This is a genomic window from Robertmurraya sp. FSL R5-0851 (assembly GCF_038002965.1).
Taxonomy (GTDB): domain Bacteria; phylum Bacillota; class Bacilli; order Bacillales; family Cytobacillaceae; genus Robertmurraya_A; species Robertmurraya_A beringensis.
On the sequence record NZ_JBBOOE010000001.1, the window covers coordinates 3497485 to 3517039 of the forward strand.

Genomic DNA, 19555 nt, shown 5'->3' on the forward strand with positions numbered 1-19555 from the left:
ATATAAGTTTACTTTCAAAAGTAATGTTGTTACTCTAAATTTATAATACCGAAGGGGGAATAACTTTGAATAGCAAGCTTAACTCAATAGCCAACTGGCTTACTCAAGAACAAATTGATTTTTGCTTTTTAACTAATCCTGACAGTGTATTTTATGTAAGTGGATTTTTAAGCGATCCCCATGAAAGGCTGCTAGGTGTAGGTATTTTCCAAAGTGGAGAACCCTTCCTTGTTTGTCCCTCAATGGAGAAGGAAGATGCAAAGAAGGCCGGATGGGGCTTTGATATAATCGGATATTCTGATATCGAAAATCCATGGATACTTATACATAAGCTTTGTAACGATCGAACGAAGTCTGTAGAAAAAATAGCCATCGAAAAAGAACATATGAATGTGGAGCGCTACGAGCTTATAGGTTCCTTATTTTCACAAGCTACTTTTCTTCCTGCAGAGGAAAAGATCCGCAAATTACGGATGGTAAAAAGCGAGAGTGAAATTGCTTCGATTCGCGAGGCGTGTGCCCTAGCTGATTACGCAATTGAAGTAGGCTGTTCCGAAATAGCGGAAGGAAAAACCGAACTGGAAGTATTAGCAGCCATTGAATATGAATTAAAGAAAAAAGGCGTTTCGGAGATGTCTTTTTCTACTATGGTTTTGACAGGGAAAAACGGAGCGTCTCCACATGGAAATCCTGGACTGACAAAAATGAAAAAAGGCGATCTTGTTCTCTTTGATTTAGGAGTCGTCGTTGATGGATACTGCTCAGATATTACCCGTACAGTAGCACTTGGTGATATAAGTGAGAAGCAAAAAGAAATATATGATACCGTTTTAAAAGCTCAAGCCTCAGCTATCGAAGCGAGTAAGCCTGGAGTAACATGCCAAGCGGTCGATCTAGCAGCAAGAAATATTATTTCAGCAGCTGGCTACGGAGAATATTTTCCACATCGGCTCGGTCACGGGCTAGGAATTAGTGTACATGAATATCCTTCTCTTACTGAAACAAATACTCTTCTACTTGAAGAAGGCATGGTCTTTACGATCGAACCAGGAATCTACGTTCCTGGAGTAGCGGGTGTCAGAATTGAAGATGACGTGCTTGTTACCTCCAATGGGGTTGAGATCTTAACAAAGTTTCCAAAGGAATTACAAATAATAAGATAAAATAAAGCTCCTTGAACATTTTTTATAGGGAACCGTTTTTAGGTGCATTTCTTAAAATACATACCGAAATGACAGTCGTATTGGCATCGTTAATTGGTATAAAGAGGAAAACTCGCTCCCTTTTAAATTTGATGTCTTGTCCTTATTCGAGTAACCAGTAACCAGCAAAATTAAGCGGAGTTTTTCCGGTTAATTGCAGAATGAAGCCCGTTTTGGGTTAAATAAGTGGAGATTTTCCGTTTATGCAAGGAAAATCTCCACTTATTCACGTTTTTTGAGACAATTGTCGGAATTTCTCCGCCTATGTAAGCTATTTTTTATCGTATTTGCTAATTAAGCGAAATTTCTCCGTCTATTATGAACTCAGATGCTTAACCGTTGAACATTTTTCATGGAGCTTTTCTTGAATTTCTATTTTTCTAATAATTCACGAGAAGCTGCATATTCTAATCCATGAGCTTCTGCCACAGCCTCATATGTGACATAGCCTTCAAGGGTATTGATTCCTTTTAGTAACGCTTCATTTTCAAGACAAGCTTTTTTATAGCCTTTGTTTGCAATTTGGAGTGCATAAGGCACGGTTACATTTGTTAAAGCCATCGTTGAAGTACGTGGTACTGCACCTGGCATGTTTGCTACTGCATAATGCACAACACCATGCTTTTCATATGTTGGCTTATCATGTGTGGTAATACGATCGGTCGTTTCAAAGATACCACCCTGATCAATCGCAATATCAACGACAACCGAGCCTGGTGACATCGACTGAATCATTTCTTCTGTCACAAGCTTAGGTGCTTTTGCTCCTGGTATTAACACAGCGCCAATGACTAAGTCAGAGCTTTTTACTTCTTCAGCAATATTGTAGTGGTTAGACATAAGAGTCGTCACATCACGGCCGAAAATATCATCAAGTTGACGAAGTCTATCAGGATTTAGATCGATAATCGTCACACTTGCCCCTAGCCCAATCGCCATTTTTGCTGCATTGGTTCCTGCCACTCCCCCACCAATGATGGTCACCTTTCCTCTATTCACACCTGGTATACCAGCAAGAAGGATTCCTTTCCCGCCATGTACTTTCTCTAGGAATTGAGCACCAATCTGTGTAGCCATTCGTCCAGCTACTTCACTCATAGGAGTTAATAGCGGAAGGCTTCCATTGGAGAGTTGGACCGTTTCATAGGCAATTCCAACTACTTTGTTTTCAATTAATGCCTTTGTTAATTCTGGCTCTGGAGCTAAATGTAAATATGTAAATAAAATCAATCCTTCTCTGAAATACTGATATTCCTCTCGAAGTGGTTCTTTAACTTTCATTACCATATCCATCGACCACGCTTTTAAAGCGCTTTCAACAATGATAGCACCAGCATCCACATAATCATCATCACTAAAACCTGATCCAAGTCCTGCCCCTGTTTCAATATGTACTACATGCCCAAATTTCACCAAATTAATAACACCAGCAGGAGTCATTGCGACTCGATTTTCGTTATTCTTTATTTCTTTAGGAACTCCAATACGCATGTCTTACCCTCCAAAATATGTAATCAGTGATCATGAAGCCGATAATAAATATACCACTTTTTTATTATAGGAATAAAGAGATTTCTGTCATCCTTTGACATAATTTCCTGTTATAATGGTCATAATTTCATTTTTAAAGGATAGGTATTCAATGGAACGATTTGAAACATTTCGTAATGTAATCACTCGATTTTGGAGAAACACGCATATCACCCAATTTTTATTATTACTTCTATTAGTTTTTGTATTATTTGCGATTCTTTATTTTGCTTTCCTGGCAAGCCAAGCAAATGTACAAACCTTAAAGGAAGGGTTAAAACAATCAACAGTTATATACGACAAGGACGGAGACGTCGCCACAGAGATTAGCACAAACCGAAATAAAGGCGTGGAGATTTCAGAACTCCCTGATTATGTTGGCAACGCAGTTGTTGCTATTGAGGATCACCGTTTCTATGTGCATAACGGATTTGACCTGAAAGGTATTACACGGGCTTTCTTTAAGAATTTATTTGCTGGTCGTATTACGGGAGGCGGTAGTACATTAACCCAGCAATTAACCAAAAATGCTCTACTCTCTCCTGAGAGAACGTATAAAAGAAAAATTGAAGAATTATTTCTCGCCCTAGAAATCGAAAAGAAATACGAAAAAGATGAAATCCTTCAGATGTATATTAATCAAGTATATTTTGGACATGGGGCATGGGGAATTGATCAAGCTGCCGCCAAGTATTTTAACAAAACTGCTAGTGAGTTAACTATTAGTGAATCCGCATTGCTTGCTGGACTACTTCAGGCTCCTTCTGCACGTAACCCATATCAAAATTATGATGCAGCAATTGAACGCAGAGATGTTGTTCTCGCAAAAATGAAGGAAAATGGATTCATCACTGAGCAGGAGTACAAGGAAGCCATTGGCGAAAAGATTGTTCTAGAGGAGGGGGGCGGTGGCTTCCTCGACCGAGAATATCCTTCCTATACGGATGCGGTTCTTGACGAAGCGATTTCAAAATACGGATTAACACAGGAAGAAATCTTAACTAGAGGATACAAAATTTATACTGAGATGGATCAAAACCTTCAGTCCTCACTTGAAACGATCTATTCAAATAACAACAATTTTCCAAGAGGCAAGAAGGATGCGATGGTTCAAAGTGGTTCAGTACTTCTAGATCCGGCAACTGGGGGAGTAAGAGCGCTAGTTGGAGGACGAGGGGAATCCGTTTTCCGTGGATTTAATCGAGCGACCCATTTAAAAGCTCAACCAGGTTCGACTTTAAAGCCATTAGCTGTTTATACGCCTGCACTAGAAGAAGGATATGCCTTATCCTCTGTGTTAGAAGATAAGCAACAATCATTTGGTGACTACCAACCCGAAAACTATAATAAAACATATGCTGGTGAAGTCCCTATGTATGTTGCAATGCAGGAATCTCTAAATCTTCCAGCGGTTTGGCTTTTAGATCAAATTGGTTTGAACAAAGGAATAGAATCGTTAAATAAATTTGGCATTCCACTTCAAGAAGAGGATGAACATTTAGCGATCGCACTTGGAGGTATGAACGAAGGTACTTCCCCACTCCGATTAGCGGCAGCTTATTCTGCCTTTGCCAATAAGGGGAAACGAGCTGATGATCATCTTATAACAAAAATTGAAGGTCCAACAGGAAATATTATTGCTGAACATAAAAAGAAGGTCGTACAAGTAACAACGAAAAAAGTTGCAAATGAAATAACATCCATGCTTTTAAATGTTGTGGAATCTGGAACAGGTACTGCTGCACAAATTAACGGAACACCTATTGCTGGGAAAACAGGGTCCACGCAGCTAAGCTTTTCAGGTGTTGATGGAACAAAGGATCAATGGTTTGTCGGGTATACTCCTGATCTAGTGGGTGCCATCTGGATTGGGTATGATCAGACCGACCAAGATCATTATTTATCCGGATCAAGCTCTGAAACAGTTGTTCCAATTTTTAAGAAGATTATGGAGGCGGCCATTCCATATACGGATCAAACCTCCTTTTCCGTGAAGTCTGTTAATGCTAGAATGCAAGGCGAACAAGATGCGGAAGAAACTCAAGAAGCGATTAAGGAAAAAGCAGAAAAGATTGAGCAAGTAATTAAAGAAGAGAGCTCAAAATGGAGCCAAGTAATTAATAAAATGAAAGAAGACCTAAAAACTGTCGGAGGATTATTGAAAGATAAACTTCAAGAATTTAAACAGTAAAGGTCATAAAAAAAGGAAGCTCCTAAAGCTTCCTTTTTTCTTTGCTTATTCAGATTCATTCCCAAACATATTATCATACTTTTCATTGTCGAACTGACCGTTTGGCTGATCAATGACACCACTATTATAGGCGTCCATAATTTGTGAACTAACACTGTTCTCCCCTTGCTGGTCGTAAATATAATGCGATTGCCCTTTCATCTCTTCCTTTTTCATTGATGATTAGCTCCTTTAAAGTGTATTTTCCCGCCTCTATTATTTTTCGAAAAATTGCTACAGATATACATGAATTGGGTATTGTATAATCAAAGTAAAGGAGGAGATGAACATGAGTATTACGTATAAGAAGATATTAGTTGCTGTAGACGGGTCTAAAGAAGCAGAATGGGCTTTTAAGAAATCCATCGAAGTGGCCAAACGGAACAATGCAACAATTCTATTAGCTCACATCATCGACACTCGAACTTTTGCAACCGTAGAAGCATATGACCGTACAATCGCGGAGAGAGCAGACAAGTTTGCTACAGAGCTAATGGAAAGCTATAAAGAGCAGGCATTGAATGCAGGCGTTCAACATGTAACCTATGAGATCGATTACGGCTCTCCAAAGGTGAAAATCCCTAAAGACTTAGCGAAAAAACATGAAGTAGATTTAATTATTTGTGGAGCAACTGGATTGAATGCGGTAGAACGTTTTTTAATTGGAAGCGTTTCCGAACATATTACCCGTTATGCACGCTGTGATGTTTTGGTTGTTCGTACAGAAAAAGAATAAATAACGCAGGAAAGCACGCTATTAGTCATTAGCGTGCTTTTCTTGCTTTTACTTTAACTTTGATTTTGCTTTAACGATGGCCTCTTCTACCTGTGCAAACCCTGTTCCTCCTGCTGAGTTTCTACGTTTCACTGCAGTGACCGGGTTTAACACCTCGTATATATCATTCTCAAATAATGAATTTGCTTCCTTATATTGCTCGAGTGGTAAATCAGCCAAATAACATTGACTTTGAACACATGTAAGCACGAGCTTTCCTACGATTTCATGAGCTTCGCGGAATGGAATTCCTTTCCCTGATAAATAATCGGCAAGCTCGGTCGCATTAGAGAAGTCCTGCTTTGTAGCAACTTCCATTTCGTTCTCATTTACTTTCATCGTTTCAACCATACCAGCAAAAATCTTCAATGAGCCAGTAATCGTCTTTACCGTATCAAACATGCCTTCTTTATCTTCCTGCATGTCCTTGTTGTAAGCAAGTGGTAGCCCCTTTAATACCGTTAGTAAGCCAAAGAGATTGCCATATACTCTTCCAGTCTTCCCACGGATTAACTCAGCCATATCAGGATTTTTCTTTTGCGGCATGATGCTTGATCCAGTTGTAAAGCTATCATCAAGCTCAATAAATCGAAATTCTTGACTTGACCATAAAATAAACTCCTCAGCTAGTCTTGATAAATGCATCATCAAGATCGAGCTTCCAGACATAAATTCCAATATAAAATCTCGATCACTAACAGCATCTAAACTATTTTCATAAATACTTGAAAACTCTAAAAGGCTAGCTGTAAGTTCACGGTCAATAGGGAATGTAGTTCCGGCTAAAGCACCTGCACCTAGTGGAGATTTATTAATTCTCTTAAGACTTTCTTGGAATCTTTCTTTGTCACGCTCAAGCATCCAAAAATAGGCAAGCAAGTGGTGAGCAAACGAGATAGGTTGTGCTCTTTGTAAATGTGTATAGCCCGGCATGACAGTTTGGACATGCTTTTCAGCTTGCACTAATAAACTTTGCTGCAGTCCTTCAATCAGTTCAACAACATGCTGAGTCTCTCTTCGTAAGTACAAATGCATGTCTGTTGCCACTTGGTCATTTCTGCTTCTAGCTGTGTGGAGCTTCCCACCAACAGGGCCAATTAATTGAATAAGCTGACTCTCAAGATTCAAGTGAATATCCTCTAATTCTACAGAGAATTCAAGTTCATCATTGATCGCTTTTTCTTGTAAAATTTTCAGTCCATCTGTTATTTGAGCAGCTTCCTCGTGCGATATAATACCGCACGAAGAGAGCATGCTTACATGTGCTAAACTACCTTGAATATCTTCCAGGACTAGCTCTTTATCAAAGGAAATGGAGGCTCCAAATTCGTCTACCCATTCCTCTGCTGTTTTGGTAAAGCGTCCTCCCCAAAGCTTTTTCACACAGTCACCTTCTTTTGTTGCACTTCAGATTGTACCTTAGTTGGCAGACCCCATAGTTGGATAAAACCAACTGCAGATTGATGGTCAAACTGATCTTCTGCTGTATATGTTGCTAACTTTTCATCATACAAGGAGTAAGCTGACTTTCTTCCTTCAACAATCGCATGGCCTTTAAATAGCTTCACACGAACAGTACCCGTTACATACTTTTGTGTTTCCTTAAGGAACGCTTTTAAAGCAGTAGTTAGTGGTGAGAACCAAAGTCCATCATAAATCACTTCAGCAATCTTCTTGCTAATAACTGGCTTAAAATGAGCTACTTCCTTCACAAGTGTTAAGTCTTCAAGCTCTTTATGTGCTTTTAATAATGTCATCGCTCCTGGACACTCATACACTTCACGAGACTTAATACCCACAAGTCTGTTTTCCACATGGTCGATACGGCCAACCCCATGCTTACCAGCCATTTCATTTAATTTTAAAATCAACTCTGAAAGTGGGTAGTTTTTTCCGTTTAGGCTAACAGGAACTCCGCTAACAAACTCAATTTCAACAACATCCGCTTGATCTGGTGTTTGCTCAAGTGGCAAGGTAATATCGTATGCTCCTTCAGGTGGTGCTGCCCAAGGATCTTCTAGTACACCACATTCTGCTGCTCTACCCCAAAGGTTTTGATCAATTGAATATGGACTATCTAAATTAATCGGAATAGGAATTCCGTTTTTCTTTGCATACTCAATTTCTTCTTCACGAGACCAGCTCCACTCACGTACGGGAGCAAGAACTTTTAAATCAGGGTTTAACGCAGAAATGGATACTTCAAAACGAACTTGATCGTTTCCTTTGCCGGTACAACCATGCGCTACTGCAACAGCTCCTTCTTGCTCAGCAACTTCTACTAATTTTTTCGCAATTAGTGGACGAGATAGAGCTGATACAAGAGGATACTTTTCTTCGTACATCGCTTGAGCTTGCAATGCAATTAATGCATATTCATGCGCGAATTCTTCTTTTGCATCAATTACGTATGATGAAACCGCACCCACCTGCAATGCTTTTTGTTTAATAAATTCTAGATCTTTACCTTCTCCAACATCCAAACAGCATGCAACTACTGCATACCCTTGATCTTGAAGCCACTTTACTGCTACTGATGTATCTAAACCTCCTGAATAAGCAAGAACAACTTTTTGAACTGACATGATAATCCTCCTAATATCGAATAAATATTCAAATGATTTATATTTTTATACTTTAATAATATGTATACAAATGTAACAAGTTTTCTTCCTATTTTCAATACTTATTCTTAAAAATGTATAAAAATTTATTAAAATATTTATCAAGCTTTCGTCTGGAAGGCATGAAAAGACTGTAGTAGAATGATTATAAGATGAAAGGGAGGAGCTTTTAATGGAGAAATACTTTGAATTAAATGAAAGATTAGGTATCAAGCTCCCTGCTTTGCATAAAAACTGGGAGGATTATACCTTCCATACTCAGCAAAGCATTCTATTGGAGTGGGAGAAAATTAGAGGATACATTCCAGATCGAATTGCAGAACTTGAAGAACATATTAATATGAAGCAAGCCTCTTTATCAGATGAAAGTGATTTTCGGAAATCATGCCAATTAAACACCGAAATTGCTGAACTTGCTTCCATCATTAATGATTTATGGCTGTGGTATCGAACAAACCAGGATATAGGCGGGAAAGCCCACCATTAAAAGAACCTTCAGAAGGCTGAAGGCTCTTTTATTCTTTATTATTTTTAATATACTCTAGCGTGTTTGAATGATCGTTTCTTAAGGCATCTATAATTTCCTCATCCGGCTGGACAACTGGTACTTTTTCATCTTTTCCAGATTTTTTATATATCGATCTCACTTCAGATCGAGAGTCTACTACTTTCCATAAATCATTTACCTTTCTGATTGACAAATCAATAATCCCAAGATGATTCCCCCAATACCCAGCTTGTACTAATGGAATACTACGGATTGTACCTTTTTCGATATTGATAAATTGTTGCTGTAAAAAATAATCATCGTTGGGAAATAGAGAGTGACTATGACCGTAAAGGATGGCATCAATTCCTTCCACTTCTGTTAATGCCATGACACTATTTTCACTTTTATTTACTACACCCTCATCGGCTGCCAGACCGGCATGGGCTAGAACAATTATGATATCAGCACCTTCGCTCTTCATAATCGGTATGAAATGCTTAAGCGTTGACACCATGCTTTTTATTTTAATTTTCCCCTTAAAATGCTCCTCATCCCACTTTGCTGCAATGGGCGTAATTAACCCAATGACACCAACCTTGACATTCTGCTCAACCCCCATTGTATCTGTGAATCTTTTATCCAATATCATGTAAGGATTAAAATAATTGATATCATCAAATGAGTGTAAATTATGATCTTGCACATAAATATTAGCATTTACATATGGAAAATCAGCTCCTCGTAAGCTCGTTTGCAAAAAGTCTAACCCGAAATTAAACTCATGATTTCCAAGCGTTGCCCCGTCGTATCGGAGGCGATTTAACGCCTTAAATGCTGGATGGATGAAGCTTTGGTCAAATTGATACGTCTTAGAAGCAAGCTCAGCTAGTGCACTTCCTTGAATTAAATCACCATTATCAAAAAGAAGTACATTTTTTGCTTCCTTTCTTGCCTCTTTAATTAAACTCGCTGTCCTTGCAAATCCGAATTCCACTGTTTCTTTATTGTTTCGATAGTCATAATCCATCATGTAACTATGTAGATCTGTCGTCTCAAGGATACGAAGCTCAATGGACGGAGGAACTGGTTCTTCTATTGCAATGACTTGTTCAGCAGGTGATGCAATAAGACAGCTAATAATAACGAAAAGCAATAAATTTCTCATCTACCCACCTTCTAATGTAAGAAGTGATTGATTTATTACTCTTCCCAAACTGCCCCTTATTTAACCAAAAAAAAGTGAGAACTAATGTCTCACTTTTTTTACAGATCTTTTTTCAGTTCTCTTACGATATGACCGAGCTCAGGCAAGATTAATTTATTCATCGCAAGCCTTACTGCTCCTGTTGACCCTGGAGTAGAAAAGACCGCTTTATTTTGAATAACTCCTGCAATCGCTCTTGATAAAATAGCAGCAGAGCCAATATCTTCCGTATAGCTAAGCATCCGAAACAATTCCCCGAACCCACTTATTTCTTTCTCAAAAAGCGTTTGAACGGTTTCGATCGTTACATCACGTTTCGCAATACCTGTACCACCATTTGTTAAAATAATATCGATTGAATCATCGATACAGCCCCGAAGAACTTCCCTAGTAATTTCTTCTCGTGAATCTTTAACAATCACGTAATCTGCAATCACATGATCATGTTCCTTCAATAAGGATATCATGAGCTGACCACTTTTATCGGTTTCCTCTGTTCTTGTATCACTCACAGTAATTACTTTACACGTGACAGAGCTAGGTGCAGTTTGCTTATGCTCATCTTTACTCATCGTAAGTGTTCTCCTTTTCTGTTAGATAACGCAATTGATAATAGGAGTGAGCAAAATCCGTCACTTTTCTTGTTAATTGATAATTGCTACCTGCTCCAATGGCCATGGATATAAGAGGAATTCCTTGAAGGGTCTTATTTTTAAAGAAAAGAATGGCAATCGACTTAAAGATCTGTTTTAGAGGTTGTTCCATCCATGTAATATCTGTAAGTTCCTCTTTTCCCTCATAAAAGTATTCTCTATGTTTCCCAAAATCCTGCTTTAATTCCTCCCAGCTATACATCTGCATTCGTACAGGATGAGTAGCAGCATGAAAAACTTTCAAAGAATTCATCATTTCAAATGGGGTATTAACTTCGTATCCATAGGTCATTGCAATAAGTTGAATCACTCTAAGATTGATGACGGTAACTGCAGGAAGATCCACACCCAATAAAAGAGCACCACCAGTTCCAGACATTCCTCCTTGAGCAAAGGAATACAGTCTATGTCTCGAAATTTGTTGTTCAGCAATGTACTGAAGCTGATCAATGCTTAAATGTTTTAAATCCTCAATTTGTGTAATGCTTTGGTCAAATACTCTTCCAGCTGATAAAATTCGCTCTTTTGCATCGAACTGAAGTTGACTTCCTTGTATTAATGCATGTAAATGAAATAACCAGCTATCTAAGGCTATGTAAAACTGCTTCTGTGTTTCTTCTGGTAATAGGGAAAAAACTCGCTCTACGTATTTATCATACGTTACTTCAAGATCATTAGGAGAATAGCTGTAAAGACTCTCTTCCCATTCTTTAATCGAGGCCATCACTTGTTTTTCACGACTTGTTAAAGCCATTACCTTCCCTCCTTCTTAACTAGCTTAAGTATAGCATACTCATGGTTTTTGGAGAAAAAGCAACAGGCAAATGCATGATCAGCATTTGCCTGTGTATAAGAATATTATTCAGCTAATTTTACAACATCACGTGCAATCATAACTTCTTCATTCGTTGGAATAACGATTACTTTTACTGGAGAATGCGGATAGTTAATAAACGCTTCTTCTCCACGTGTTTTGTTTAAAGCTGGATCCCAATATACACCCATAAACTCTAAGCCCTGAAGTACACGTGCACGAATGGCTTGGCTGTTCTCACCAATACCTGCTGTAAAGATGATTGCATCAACACCGTACATGCGAGATGCATAAGAACCAATATACTTGTGGATTCGGTTTCCGAATACTTCTAACGCTAATTCCGCACGTTCATTCCCTTTCTCAGCTTCCAACTCGATATCACGAAGGTCACTTGAGAATCCAGATACTCCTAACATTCCACTCTTTTTATTAAGGATATCCAATACTTCATCAGCACTGTTTCCTGTTTTCTCCATAATGAAAGGAATTAACGCTGGGTCAATATTTCCTGAACGAGTTCCCATTGTTACACCAGCAAGTGGGGTGAAGCCCATAGATGTATCAATAGACTTACCACCTTCAATCGCCGCAATACTTGCACCGTTACCTAAGTGACAAGAGATCAAGCGAAGCTGTTCAAGTGGACGACCTAATAGTTCAGCTGCACGCTCTGAAACGTACTTGTGTGACGTACCATGGAAACCATATTTACGAATACCGTACTCTTTATAATATTCATAAGGCAAGCTGTATAAGAAAGAGCTTTCTGGCATGGTTTGATGGAAGGCTGTATCAAATACAGCAACCGCTGGCACATTTGGAAGTACTTGTTGGAACGCACGAATTCCAGTAATATTAGCAGGATTATGAAGAGGCGCTAGCTCTGATAACTCCTCGATCTTAGTTAACACTTCATCTGTAATTAAAACAGAGTCATTGAATTCTTCTCCACCATGCACGACACGATGACCAATACCATTAATTTCTTCAAGTGACTTAATAATTCCAGATTCAGTTAACTTATTTAAAAGCATTTTAACTGCAACCGCATGATCAGGTATATCTGTAACTTCTTCAACCTTTTCACCATTCACAGAAATCGTGAAAATAGAATCCTTAAGACCAATACGCTCAATTAGTCCTTTTGTAATAACATCTTCATTCGGCATTTCAAATAGTTGAAATTTCAGTGACGAACTTCCTGCGTTAATCGCAATTACCTTTGACATATGATAAATACCGCTCCTTTTTTAAAGAAACTCTAAAATACGCTAATACAAATTTATTTTGCACTAAGACGCTCGTTTCTATCTCTCCATTCCCCATTTAATCACTGCCTCACATACATTTCAAGAACAAGCTAATTTTGGTATCGGTTACAGAATAAAGTAATTATATTCTGAAAATAAGACAAAAAACCGATAGCCTTTTTATAAGCTATCGGTTCCCTATTATTTGTTCTCTTTTATCCATATATCAATGTTTCTAAGCATTCGCTCGACATCTTGTCCTTTCGAAAGTGTCGGAATGTTGACAAGAAGTACCTGCTTAGGTGGCAAAATGTCCCCGCCAAGTTTTTGCAGGATTAAAATGCTTTTTGCTGCCTGTTTATTTTTAAACATCGTCATAGGTAATTGTAGAATTCCTTGGATATGGGCTTGTTCCTTTAAGAAAGCATGAAGCTTAGGCGCCTCTTCACTTTCAAATAAACCATTGGGAATAATAAAAAATAAATATCCGCCCGCCTTCGTATGCTTGACACTTTGCTCAATAAACAGATGATGGGCGTATGAATGTCCTTCCGATGACTTTAACTCATAATCTTGTGCTCGAACGTCATTTGGGTAATATCCAACAGGTAGATCAGCGACGACTGCATCCACTGGATCTATAAATAACGGTTCTAAACTATCCTGATTAAACAATTCAATTTGATGTTCTTGAAGATTAGCATTTACGAATGAAAGGTGGATTAATAAATCGTCTATGTCTACTCCAATTGCAGTTACCTTTTTATTCACTTGATGGTTCATTACCGTAGTAAGTAAATTCCCTGTACCTACCGCTGGGTCAAGTAATCGGAAGTTTGTCGATTGAACAAATTTATCCACTAAATATCCTACCAACATTCCCACTGCGTCTGGAGTCATTTGATGGTTTGGTTGTACACTTTCCTTCATTCCTTTTAAAATAGCTAATTGATACGCCTTACGTAATTCCTCAGCTGTATATTTGTCCGGACGAAACGATTCGTAGCTTTTCTTTAATCTCTTAAGTGTCAATTCACTTAACTCTTCTTGTAATACAGATTGTTGAAAAAGGTTTTCACCTGTTTCAGCTAATGCCTCTAGGTATGTACAATTTAGCTCCTCCTGTAAAATAGAAGCCGTCTCATTAAACAATGTAAATAAATCTTCTAAAGTAGAAGGTGACATAATTCTTCCTCCTGAAAAATTCATATCTTCTATTGTATCTAGCATAGGGAAAGAAGGCAATTTTAAAGAGATGTAAAAAAGCCTCGAAGGTGATCGAGGCTTCTCGTTTTTATTATTGTGCTGATTTCGCCGCTTCCACTGCTGCTTCATAGTTTGGATGATCCGTTGCTTCACTTACATACTCTACGTAAGTTACTTTGTCATTAGAATCAACAACAAAAACAGCACGAGCAAGAAGGCGTAATTCTTGGATTGCCACGCCATATGCTTCTCCAAAAGAAAGATCTCTATGGTCAGAAACAGTTTGTACCTTATCGATACCTGCAGATGCACACCAACGCTTCTGCGCGAATGGTAAATCAACGCTAACCGTAAGAATTTGTACATTATCCAACTTCGCTGCTTCTTCGTTAAAACGGCGAGTTTGAGCATCACATACGCCTGTATCAATGGATGGTACGACACTGATTAGACGAACTTTCCCTTTGCTATCAGCTAACGTAACTGGTGATAAATCATTAGCTAAAACGGTAAAATCAGGTGCTGTGTCACCCACTTTAACTTCTTGACCTAATAGTGTAACTGGATTCCCCTTAAAAGTAATTGATGCCATAAAAAAATTCCTCCCATTCCAGAATATGTACACAAAAATCATAGCCCGTTCAACTTGATTTTGCAAATAATTACACTTATCTTTCACAGAAAAAAGTTAACTTCCTAACCGGAAGTTAACCCGTTACTTTTATATTTGTAAATCATGCTTAGGACCATCATAATCACTTGGATTCGACTGTTGGCTACTGTCACTACCTTGATCCTTATTTTTAGACATCATTTGCTGAATTTTGTCCACTGCTTGAGGAGCAAGGTCCAAAATCTTTTCATACAAATGTGTACTCTCATCAAGGTGTACCATTTTGACCTCTTTTGAATTTACAATTAAGAAAGCAATTGGAGTAATTGAAACACCGCCACCGCTACCTCCGCCAAATGGATGCTTTGAAGCTTCTTCCTTCCCATTATCAAGAGTGAATTCACTACCACCTGCAGCGAATCCAAAACCAACCTTTGAAACTGTTAAGATTACACTGCCATCGGGTGTTTCAACTGGATCACCAATGATTGTATTTACATCAATCATTTCCTTTAAATTTTCCATTGCTGTTGTCATTAACCCTTGAATCGGATGCTCAGACATATAAACTCCTCCTTACACGGATTTAGATTTTTCATTAGATAAAGCTGATAACGGCTTTGTTTTAAAATTAGGCCGTCCACCTTTCCAAAATTTAATCAGTTTAATTCCTGCTAACATAGCATGCCCGATCCGAAATTGAATCATACATGTAAAGGAGGTTTGAGAAATCGCCATTTGAAAATGGGGAGTAACGGTGATTTGCGGTAGATTCCTCATTCGCATATAGGCACTTAGAACGCCGATGAGACTACCTTTTGCTGCCCAAAATGCTCCGCTAATCATCCCCGTATATGCAGCATTCCCAACACCAATGACGGAGTCCCATTTGATATCTTTGATCGTTACTTTTTTTAGAAACTTGCGGATGATTGTATGCAATCCTACAACATGCTGTATGAAAACTTCAAAATCTTTAAAGCAATTCAGAATCTCTTTTGGTGTAAACTTGCTGGTTTCTTCATCCTTCACTTGTTCTTTTGCACCAGGTTCTTTTTTTGTTTTTACCACAACGGTTGGTGTATCATCATCTATTTGAATGACTGGAATTTCAAGTTTGTATTGAATAAGACCAAATAAAGCTTTGAATTTTATTCTCAAATGGTCATCGTCTTGTCCATGATAGAAGTGGATAAACACCTTTAGCTTTAAAAAAAGGATAAGCAAAAATAAAAGCAATAAGATAATTAGGATTAAAAGTAGCCACTTCATTACTCTCACACCCTTCCGCCTACCATTATCGACAATATAAAAAAAAATAAACCTATCAACGGATTTGTTGACAGGTTTATTCATTATTGATCGTGAACAACAGTGGTATCTGCAAATAGATCATGTATTCCTTGCTTTTTAGGGAGAAACGCTACGAGCACATATAAAATAACGATAAACGTGGAGATAAATCGACCAACCCACTCTCGAAAAAGTACCGTACTCCAATTTAGCTTTTCACCGTGTAAAGAAATCACCCTTAAACCAAAAACCATTTTTCCTAATGTTTGACCGAAGAATTTTGTCATTAATACAAAATATCCATAAAATGTGAGAGCTGTAGCGATTGTAATTGGAGCAAAAAAGTCACCACTATGCAAGTCTAGCCCTATCGCACGAAAGATAGGATTGATAAGGATTCGATCGATGCTTCCAATCACAAGTAGATCTAATAAATATGCCCAAAATCTCATCCAAAAGCCTGCGAACCGTGCATTGGAGAAAATGGTGTACCCTGCTTGAGGGGGGGCTGGTTGTTCCGCCCAATCCATTTGTTCCTTGTCATATTGATTGTTATCCATCTAAATGTCACCCTCCTTATTCCGCATACATATACATCAGTCTTGGAGAATTAGGCTGTGACAATAGCTTCATTAAACCGGTCATCTCTAAATCTTTTCCAACCATTTTACTTGCTGCCATACTGAATAATGAACCAAAGCCGAAGTTCTCACTGTAGCTAACTACCTGTGCTCCAGCTAATTTTTCATTTTTCTTCATAGCTTCTGTTACATCCTCAAAATATCCAAAATCATCAATTAAACCAATTTCTTTTGCTTGTCTTCCATCATAAATTCGTCCATCTGCAATCGATCTCACTTCTGCTTCGGATAGTCCTCTTCCAGAAGCAATCACATCCACAAAGCCTTCGTAAGAGTTGTTAATCATCGTTTGAAGGATATTTCTTTCCTCTTCCGTCATCTCTCTTGAAGGACTCATAATGTCCTTAAACTCTCCACTTTTGATTGTTACAAATTCCACACCGTATTTTTCTGCTAATCCGGCATAATTGACCCCTTGCATAATTACTCCCAATGAGCCCGTTAACGTTTCAGGACTGGCGTAAATTTTATCAGCAGGGGCAGAAATATAATAGCCGCCTGAAGCTGCCATCGACCCCATTGAGACGTAGATTGGTTTTTTTGTCTCTTCAGAGATTTCTACTAGCTTGTCATGAATCTCTGCACTTTCAACCACTCCACCACCAGGAGAATTGACCTTTAGAATAATCCCCTTTACATCTTTATCTTCTTTCACATGTTCCAAGTTCTCCATAAAAGCTGAATGATTATAACCAGGTGACTGGAAAAATGATGTTACATCCCCCGTGTCTTGAATCGCTCCATTTACTTCTAGAACGGCAATTTTCTTGGACGCATTTCCTTCCTCAATAATTTCCTCGATAAAAGGTTCCTCTGTGGCCGAAAATACCTCTGTCCATGAGCTCTCGATGTTGCTAAAGGCCATCGAAGAGAGTGCATTTGTCACCCAAGAAAATACTAATAATACTACAGCAATACCGATTGCTGCCCAACGCTTTCCATTCATCTATGATCCTCCTTTTTCCACTTCCCTCTACTATTACGGTTCTCCTTTTAAAATGTTTCAAAAACAGGTAAACTAATTTCTGTATCCTACATTTTAGCAAAATAAAGATATAATGGTAAATTTAAACTTGTTTGGAGGAAATTTCAATGTCTAACCGTCGAAATATTTTTTTCTATCACAAAAAAGATTCGGATATGTTAGAAACGGTTTCACCACTTTATGAGCTTGCAGCAAAGCAAGGATTTACAATAGTCAAAGATCACAAAGACGCAAATATTGTTGTCAGTATCGGTGGGGATGGAACGTTCTTACAAGCTGTTAGAAAAACCGGCTTTCGTGAGGACTGTTTATATGCAGGTATTTCTACCACTGAAAGCTTAAAAGTTTACTGTGATTTCCATATCAATGAAACAGATAAAATGATTGAGGCAACAACAAATGAACAAATAGAAGTAAGACGCTATCCAACCATTGATGTGTTGGTGGATGGACAAATGTCCTTTCAATGTTTAAACGAGTTTAGTATTCGCTCTTCTATTATTAAAACATTCGTTCTAGAAGTATTTATTGATGACCTTCATTTCGAAACCTTTCGTGGTGACGGGATGATCGTTTCTACACCGACAGGCAGTACAGCATACAGTAAATCAGTCAATGGAGCTGTAGTTGACCCATTCCTGCCGTCGATCCAAGTAAGTGAGCTTGCGTCCTTAAATACGAATTATTATCGTACGCTAGGATCTCCCTTTATCTTAAGCGGAGAGAGAAAGCTTTCTTTAAGAGTTGTACAAGATGGAAACGATCACCCAACAATGGGCATGGACAATGAAGCCCTCAGTTTGCAACATGTGGAGAGGGTGGATATCCAACTCAGTGAAAAGAGAATTAAAACGGTGAAATTGAAGGATAATTCGTTCTGGGAAAAAGTGAAGAGAACATTCTTATAATTTGATTTCGGGGGCTTTGGACAAGCCCCTATTTAGGAGGTTATCAATTGATCATAAAACAAAGAACGGTACCGAAAGAACTCTTGATTTTAAGGTACTTGGATAAACGAATGAAATTACTAGAGGTTGATCGGCTTGAAAAATTGGAAAAAGGGTATGCCGGAGAATTGCAGTGGGATTACCTAATGACTAATGGGCTATCATCCCCCAATTATTTAATGATGAATGATTTATTACTTACAAATAGTGGTGGACATACATTTCAAATTGACTCATTGCTCTTGAAAAGGAAGTTTATCATTTTTGAAGTGAAAAATTTTGACGGAGAATATTTTTTAGAAAATAATCGTTGGTATACGATTAAGAAAGTGGAAATCCAAAGCCCCCTCATACAACTCCAGAGAACCGAAACCGCCTTTAGAAGATTATTAAAAGACCTAGGCATAAACATCCCCGTTGAAGCTTATCTAGTATTTGTAAACCCCGAGTTCACTCTCTTTCATGCACCCATTCAATCTTCTATTTTACTTCCAAGTCAATTAAATCGGTTTATACAGAGTTCCAATCGCGATGTTTATAGTATTTCTGCTCAGGATGAAGCTCTTGCAGAGAAAATTGTCTCATGCCACTTGGATAAGAACCCCTATGAACGATTGCCTAATTATAGTTATCAAGAGTTAACAAAAGGAATTCCTTGCTCCTTATGTGGAAAGTTTCTTTTTCCATATAGTCAATCATATATATACTGTAAATCTTGCGGTTATAAGGAATCCGTTGAAGCAGCTGTGCTAAGAAACGTACTCGAATATCAAAAACTGTTTCCTGATAAACAGTTAACCACTAATGGTGTATCTGACTGGTGCGGTGGGGTCGTGTCCGAAAAATCTGTACGACGAATACTAAAGAAACAATTTATTAGTCAAAGCTCGAAGCGATACACTTACTTTATTTAGAACTGATTTTTTCGTTGAACCCAGCAATCTTCTTTCTATCTAACCGTTTCACCTTATTTCCACTCAACAGGGCAGTTAGAGCGCTTCTATTTGACCGCTTCACTTGTTCCCCCGCCCAACCGGGTAATTAGAACTTCTCTATTTGACCGCTTCACCTGATCTCCGACCCAACCGGGCAATT

The 19555-nt window shown here is 38.3% G+C and carries 20 protein-coding genes; 6 read left to right on the plus strand and 14 right to left on the minus strand.

Translation table 11 applies throughout. The features are described from left to right. Positions 1-65: 65 nt before the first annotated feature. Positions 66-1163 (plus strand): M24 family metallopeptidase, encoded by a 1098-nt coding sequence (locus tag MKX65_RS18015; protein WP_340904885.1) that lies wholly within the window; start codon positions 66-68, stop codon positions 1161-1163. A gap of 411 nt (positions 1164-1574) precedes the next feature. Here the strand turns inward: MKX65_RS18015 and ald are convergent, their stop codons facing one another. Continuing rightward, complete coding sequence (gene ald / locus MKX65_RS18020) at positions 1575-2693, minus strand: alanine dehydrogenase (RefSeq protein ID WP_340904886.1); 1119 nt, start codon at positions 2691-2693, stop codon at positions 1575-1577. Between the two features lie 151 nt (positions 2694-2844). On the opposite strand from ald, the gene MKX65_RS18025 reads away from it, so the two are divergent. Next, entirely contained in the window at positions 2845-4923 is a 2079-nt protein-coding gene (locus MKX65_RS18025; RefSeq protein ID WP_340904887.1) for a transglycosylase domain-containing protein, read from the plus strand. A gap of 45 nt (positions 4924-4968) precedes the next feature. On the opposite strand, the gene MKX65_RS18030 is transcribed toward MKX65_RS18025, so the two are convergent. Beyond that, positions 4969-5139: a hypothetical protein gene (locus MKX65_RS18030; RefSeq protein ID WP_340904888.1), complete on the minus strand. Its 171-nt coding sequence runs from the start codon at positions 5137-5139 to the stop codon at positions 4969-4971. A 112-nt stretch (positions 5140-5251) separates the two neighbouring features. Between MKX65_RS18030 and MKX65_RS18035 the strand changes: the two genes are divergently transcribed. Then, positions 5252-5698 carry a universal stress protein gene (locus MKX65_RS18035; RefSeq protein ID WP_340904889.1) on the plus strand — a complete coding sequence of 149 codons (447 nt, stop codon included), beginning with the start codon at positions 5252-5254 and terminating at the stop codon, positions 5696-5698. Positions 5699-5746: 48 nt separating this feature from the next. Here MKX65_RS18035 and argH read toward each other — a convergent pair whose 3' ends face one another. Further along, the gene (argH, locus tag MKX65_RS18040; protein ID WP_340904890.1) at positions 5747-7120 is read right to left on the minus strand and encodes an argininosuccinate lyase; all 1374 of its coding nucleotides are present in this window, start codon (positions 7118-7120) and stop codon (positions 5747-5749) included. Continuing rightward, positions 7117-8322 carry an argininosuccinate synthase gene (locus MKX65_RS18045; RefSeq protein WP_340904892.1) on the minus strand — a complete coding sequence of 402 codons (1206 nt, stop codon included), beginning with the start codon at positions 8320-8322 and terminating at the stop codon, positions 7117-7119. The genes argH and MKX65_RS18045 overlap by 4 nt, the downstream gene beginning before the upstream one ends. A 211-nt stretch (positions 8323-8533) precedes the next feature. Between MKX65_RS18045 and MKX65_RS18050 the strand changes: the two genes are divergently transcribed. Beyond that, on the plus strand, positions 8534-8848 hold the full coding sequence (locus MKX65_RS18050) for a hypothetical protein (RefSeq protein WP_160546624.1): 315 nt from the start codon (positions 8534-8536) through the stop codon (positions 8846-8848). Positions 8849-8876: 28 nt separating this feature from the next. Here MKX65_RS18050 and MKX65_RS18055 read toward each other — a convergent pair whose 3' ends face one another. The 10 genes from MKX65_RS18055 to sppA form a co-directional block, all read right to left on the minus strand. Continuing rightward, positions 8877-10016 (minus strand): metallophosphoesterase, encoded by a 1140-nt coding sequence (locus tag MKX65_RS18055; RefSeq protein ID WP_340904893.1) that lies wholly within the window; start codon positions 10014-10016, stop codon positions 8877-8879. 98 nt (positions 10017-10114) lie between these two features. Further along, positions 10115-10627, minus strand: coding sequence for a MogA/MoaB family molybdenum cofactor biosynthesis protein (locus MKX65_RS18060; protein WP_340904894.1), 513 nt, complete (start codon positions 10625-10627; stop codon positions 10115-10117). Then, positions 10620-11462 carry an EcsC family protein gene (locus MKX65_RS18065; RefSeq protein ID WP_340904895.1) on the minus strand — a complete coding sequence of 281 codons (843 nt, stop codon included), beginning with the start codon at positions 11460-11462 and terminating at the stop codon, positions 10620-10622. Before MKX65_RS18065 ends, MKX65_RS18060 begins: the two co-directional genes overlap by 8 nt. A gap of 104 nt (positions 11463-11566) precedes the next feature. Then, the gene (locus MKX65_RS18070) at positions 11567-12754 is read right to left on the minus strand and encodes an acetate kinase (protein ID WP_340904897.1); all 1188 of its coding nucleotides are present in this window, start codon (positions 12752-12754) and stop codon (positions 11567-11569) included. 222 nt (positions 12755-12976) lie between these two features. Then, the gene (locus MKX65_RS18075) at positions 12977-13960 is read right to left on the minus strand and encodes a class I SAM-dependent methyltransferase (protein ID WP_160546619.1); all 984 of its coding nucleotides are present in this window, start codon (positions 13958-13960) and stop codon (positions 12977-12979) included. Between the two features lie 112 nt (positions 13961-14072). Continuing rightward, positions 14073-14573, minus strand: coding sequence for a thiol peroxidase (tpx, locus tag MKX65_RS18080; protein ID WP_160546618.1), 501 nt, complete (start codon positions 14571-14573; stop codon positions 14073-14075). Positions 14574-14702: 129 nt separating this feature from the next. Further along, positions 14703-15158, minus strand: coding sequence for a GerW family sporulation protein (gene ytfJ / locus MKX65_RS18085; protein ID WP_160546617.1), 456 nt, complete (start codon positions 15156-15158; stop codon positions 14703-14705). Positions 15159-15170: 12 nt separating this feature from the next. Then, positions 15171-15866, minus strand: coding sequence for a DUF2953 domain-containing protein (locus MKX65_RS18090; protein WP_340904898.1), 696 nt, complete (start codon positions 15864-15866; stop codon positions 15171-15173). 83 nt (positions 15867-15949) lie between these two features. After that, the gene (locus tag MKX65_RS18095) at positions 15950-16417 is read right to left on the minus strand and encodes an RDD family protein (protein ID WP_340906309.1); all 468 of its coding nucleotides are present in this window, start codon (positions 16415-16417) and stop codon (positions 15950-15952) included. A gap of 46 nt (positions 16418-16463) precedes the next feature. Then, complete coding sequence (gene sppA / locus MKX65_RS18100) at positions 16464-17474, minus strand: signal peptide peptidase SppA (RefSeq protein WP_340904899.1); 1011 nt, start codon at positions 17472-17474, stop codon at positions 16464-16466. 146 nt (positions 17475-17620) lie between these two features. Here sppA and MKX65_RS18105 point away from each other — a divergent pair, with 146 nt between their 5' ends. Both MKX65_RS18105 and MKX65_RS18110 read left to right on the plus strand, forming a co-directional pair. Further along, on the plus strand, positions 17621-18421 hold the full coding sequence (locus tag MKX65_RS18105) for an NAD kinase (RefSeq protein ID WP_340904900.1): 801 nt from the start codon (positions 17621-17623) through the stop codon (positions 18419-18421). 47 nt (positions 18422-18468) lie between these two features. Next, positions 18469-19374 carry a nuclease-related domain-containing protein gene (locus MKX65_RS18110; protein WP_340904901.1) on the plus strand — a complete coding sequence of 302 codons (906 nt, stop codon included), beginning with the start codon at positions 18469-18471 and terminating at the stop codon, positions 19372-19374. Positions 19375-19555: the final 181 nt, after the last annotated feature.

What these genes read in the sequence shown, in the direction of transcription:
- ald (WP_340904886.1), bottom strand. Translation starts at nt 2,693, where the DNA reads ATGCGTATTGGAGTTCCTAAAGAAATAAAGAATAACGAAAATCGAGTC.
- MKX65_RS18025 (WP_340904887.1), top strand. Translation starts at nt 2,845, where the DNA reads ATGGAACGATTTGAAACATTTCGTAATGTAATCACTCGATTTTGGAGA.
- MKX65_RS18030 (WP_340904888.1), bottom strand. Translation starts at nt 5,139, where the DNA reads ATGAAAAAGGAAGAGATGAAAGGGCAATCGCATTATATTTACGACCAG.
- MKX65_RS18035 (WP_340904889.1), top strand. Translation starts at nt 5,252, where the DNA reads ATGAGTATTACGTATAAGAAGATATTAGTTGCTGTAGACGGGTCTAAA.
- MKX65_RS18045 (WP_340904892.1), bottom strand. Translation starts at nt 8,322, where the DNA reads ATGTCAGTTCAAAAAGTTGTTCTTGCTTATTCAGGAGGTTTAGATACA.
- MKX65_RS18050 (WP_160546624.1), top strand. Translation starts at nt 8,534, where the DNA reads ATGGAGAAATACTTTGAATTAAATGAAAGATTAGGTATCAAGCTCCCT.
- MKX65_RS18055 (WP_340904893.1), bottom strand. Translation starts at nt 10,016, where the DNA reads ATGAGAAATTTATTGCTTTTCGTTATTATTAGCTGTCTTATTGCATCA.
- MKX65_RS18060 (WP_340904894.1), bottom strand. Translation starts at nt 10,627, where the DNA reads ATGAGTAAAGATGAGCATAAGCAAACTGCACCTAGCTCTGTCACGTGT.
- MKX65_RS18065 (WP_340904895.1), bottom strand. Translation starts at nt 11,462, where the DNA reads ATGGCTTTAACAAGTCGTGAAAAACAAGTGATGGCCTCGATTAAAGAA.
- MKX65_RS18070 (WP_340904897.1), bottom strand. Translation starts at nt 12,754, where the DNA reads ATGTCAAAGGTAATTGCGATTAACGCAGGAAGTTCGTCACTGAAATTT.
- MKX65_RS18075 (WP_160546619.1), bottom strand. Translation starts at nt 13,960, where the DNA reads ATGTCACCTTCTACTTTAGAAGATTTATTTACATTGTTTAATGAGACG.
- tpx (WP_160546618.1), bottom strand. Translation starts at nt 14,573, where the DNA reads ATGGCATCAATTACTTTTAAGGGGAATCCAGTTACACTATTAGGTCAA.
- ytfJ (WP_160546617.1), bottom strand. Translation starts at nt 15,158, where the DNA reads ATGTCTGAGCATCCGATTCAAGGGTTAATGACAACAGCAATGGAAAAT.
- MKX65_RS18090 (WP_340904898.1), bottom strand. Translation starts at nt 15,866, where the DNA reads ATGAAGTGGCTACTTTTAATCCTAATTATCTTATTGCTTTTATTTTTG.
- MKX65_RS18095 (WP_340906309.1), bottom strand. Translation starts at nt 16,417, where the DNA reads ATGGATTGGGCGGAACAACCAGCCCCCCCTCAAGCAGGGTACACCATT.
- sppA (WP_340904899.1), bottom strand. Translation starts at nt 17,474, where the DNA reads ATGAATGGAAAGCGTTGGGCAGCAATCGGTATTGCTGTAGTATTATTA.
- MKX65_RS18105 (WP_340904900.1), top strand. Translation starts at nt 17,621, where the DNA reads ATGTCTAACCGTCGAAATATTTTTTTCTATCACAAAAAAGATTCGGAT.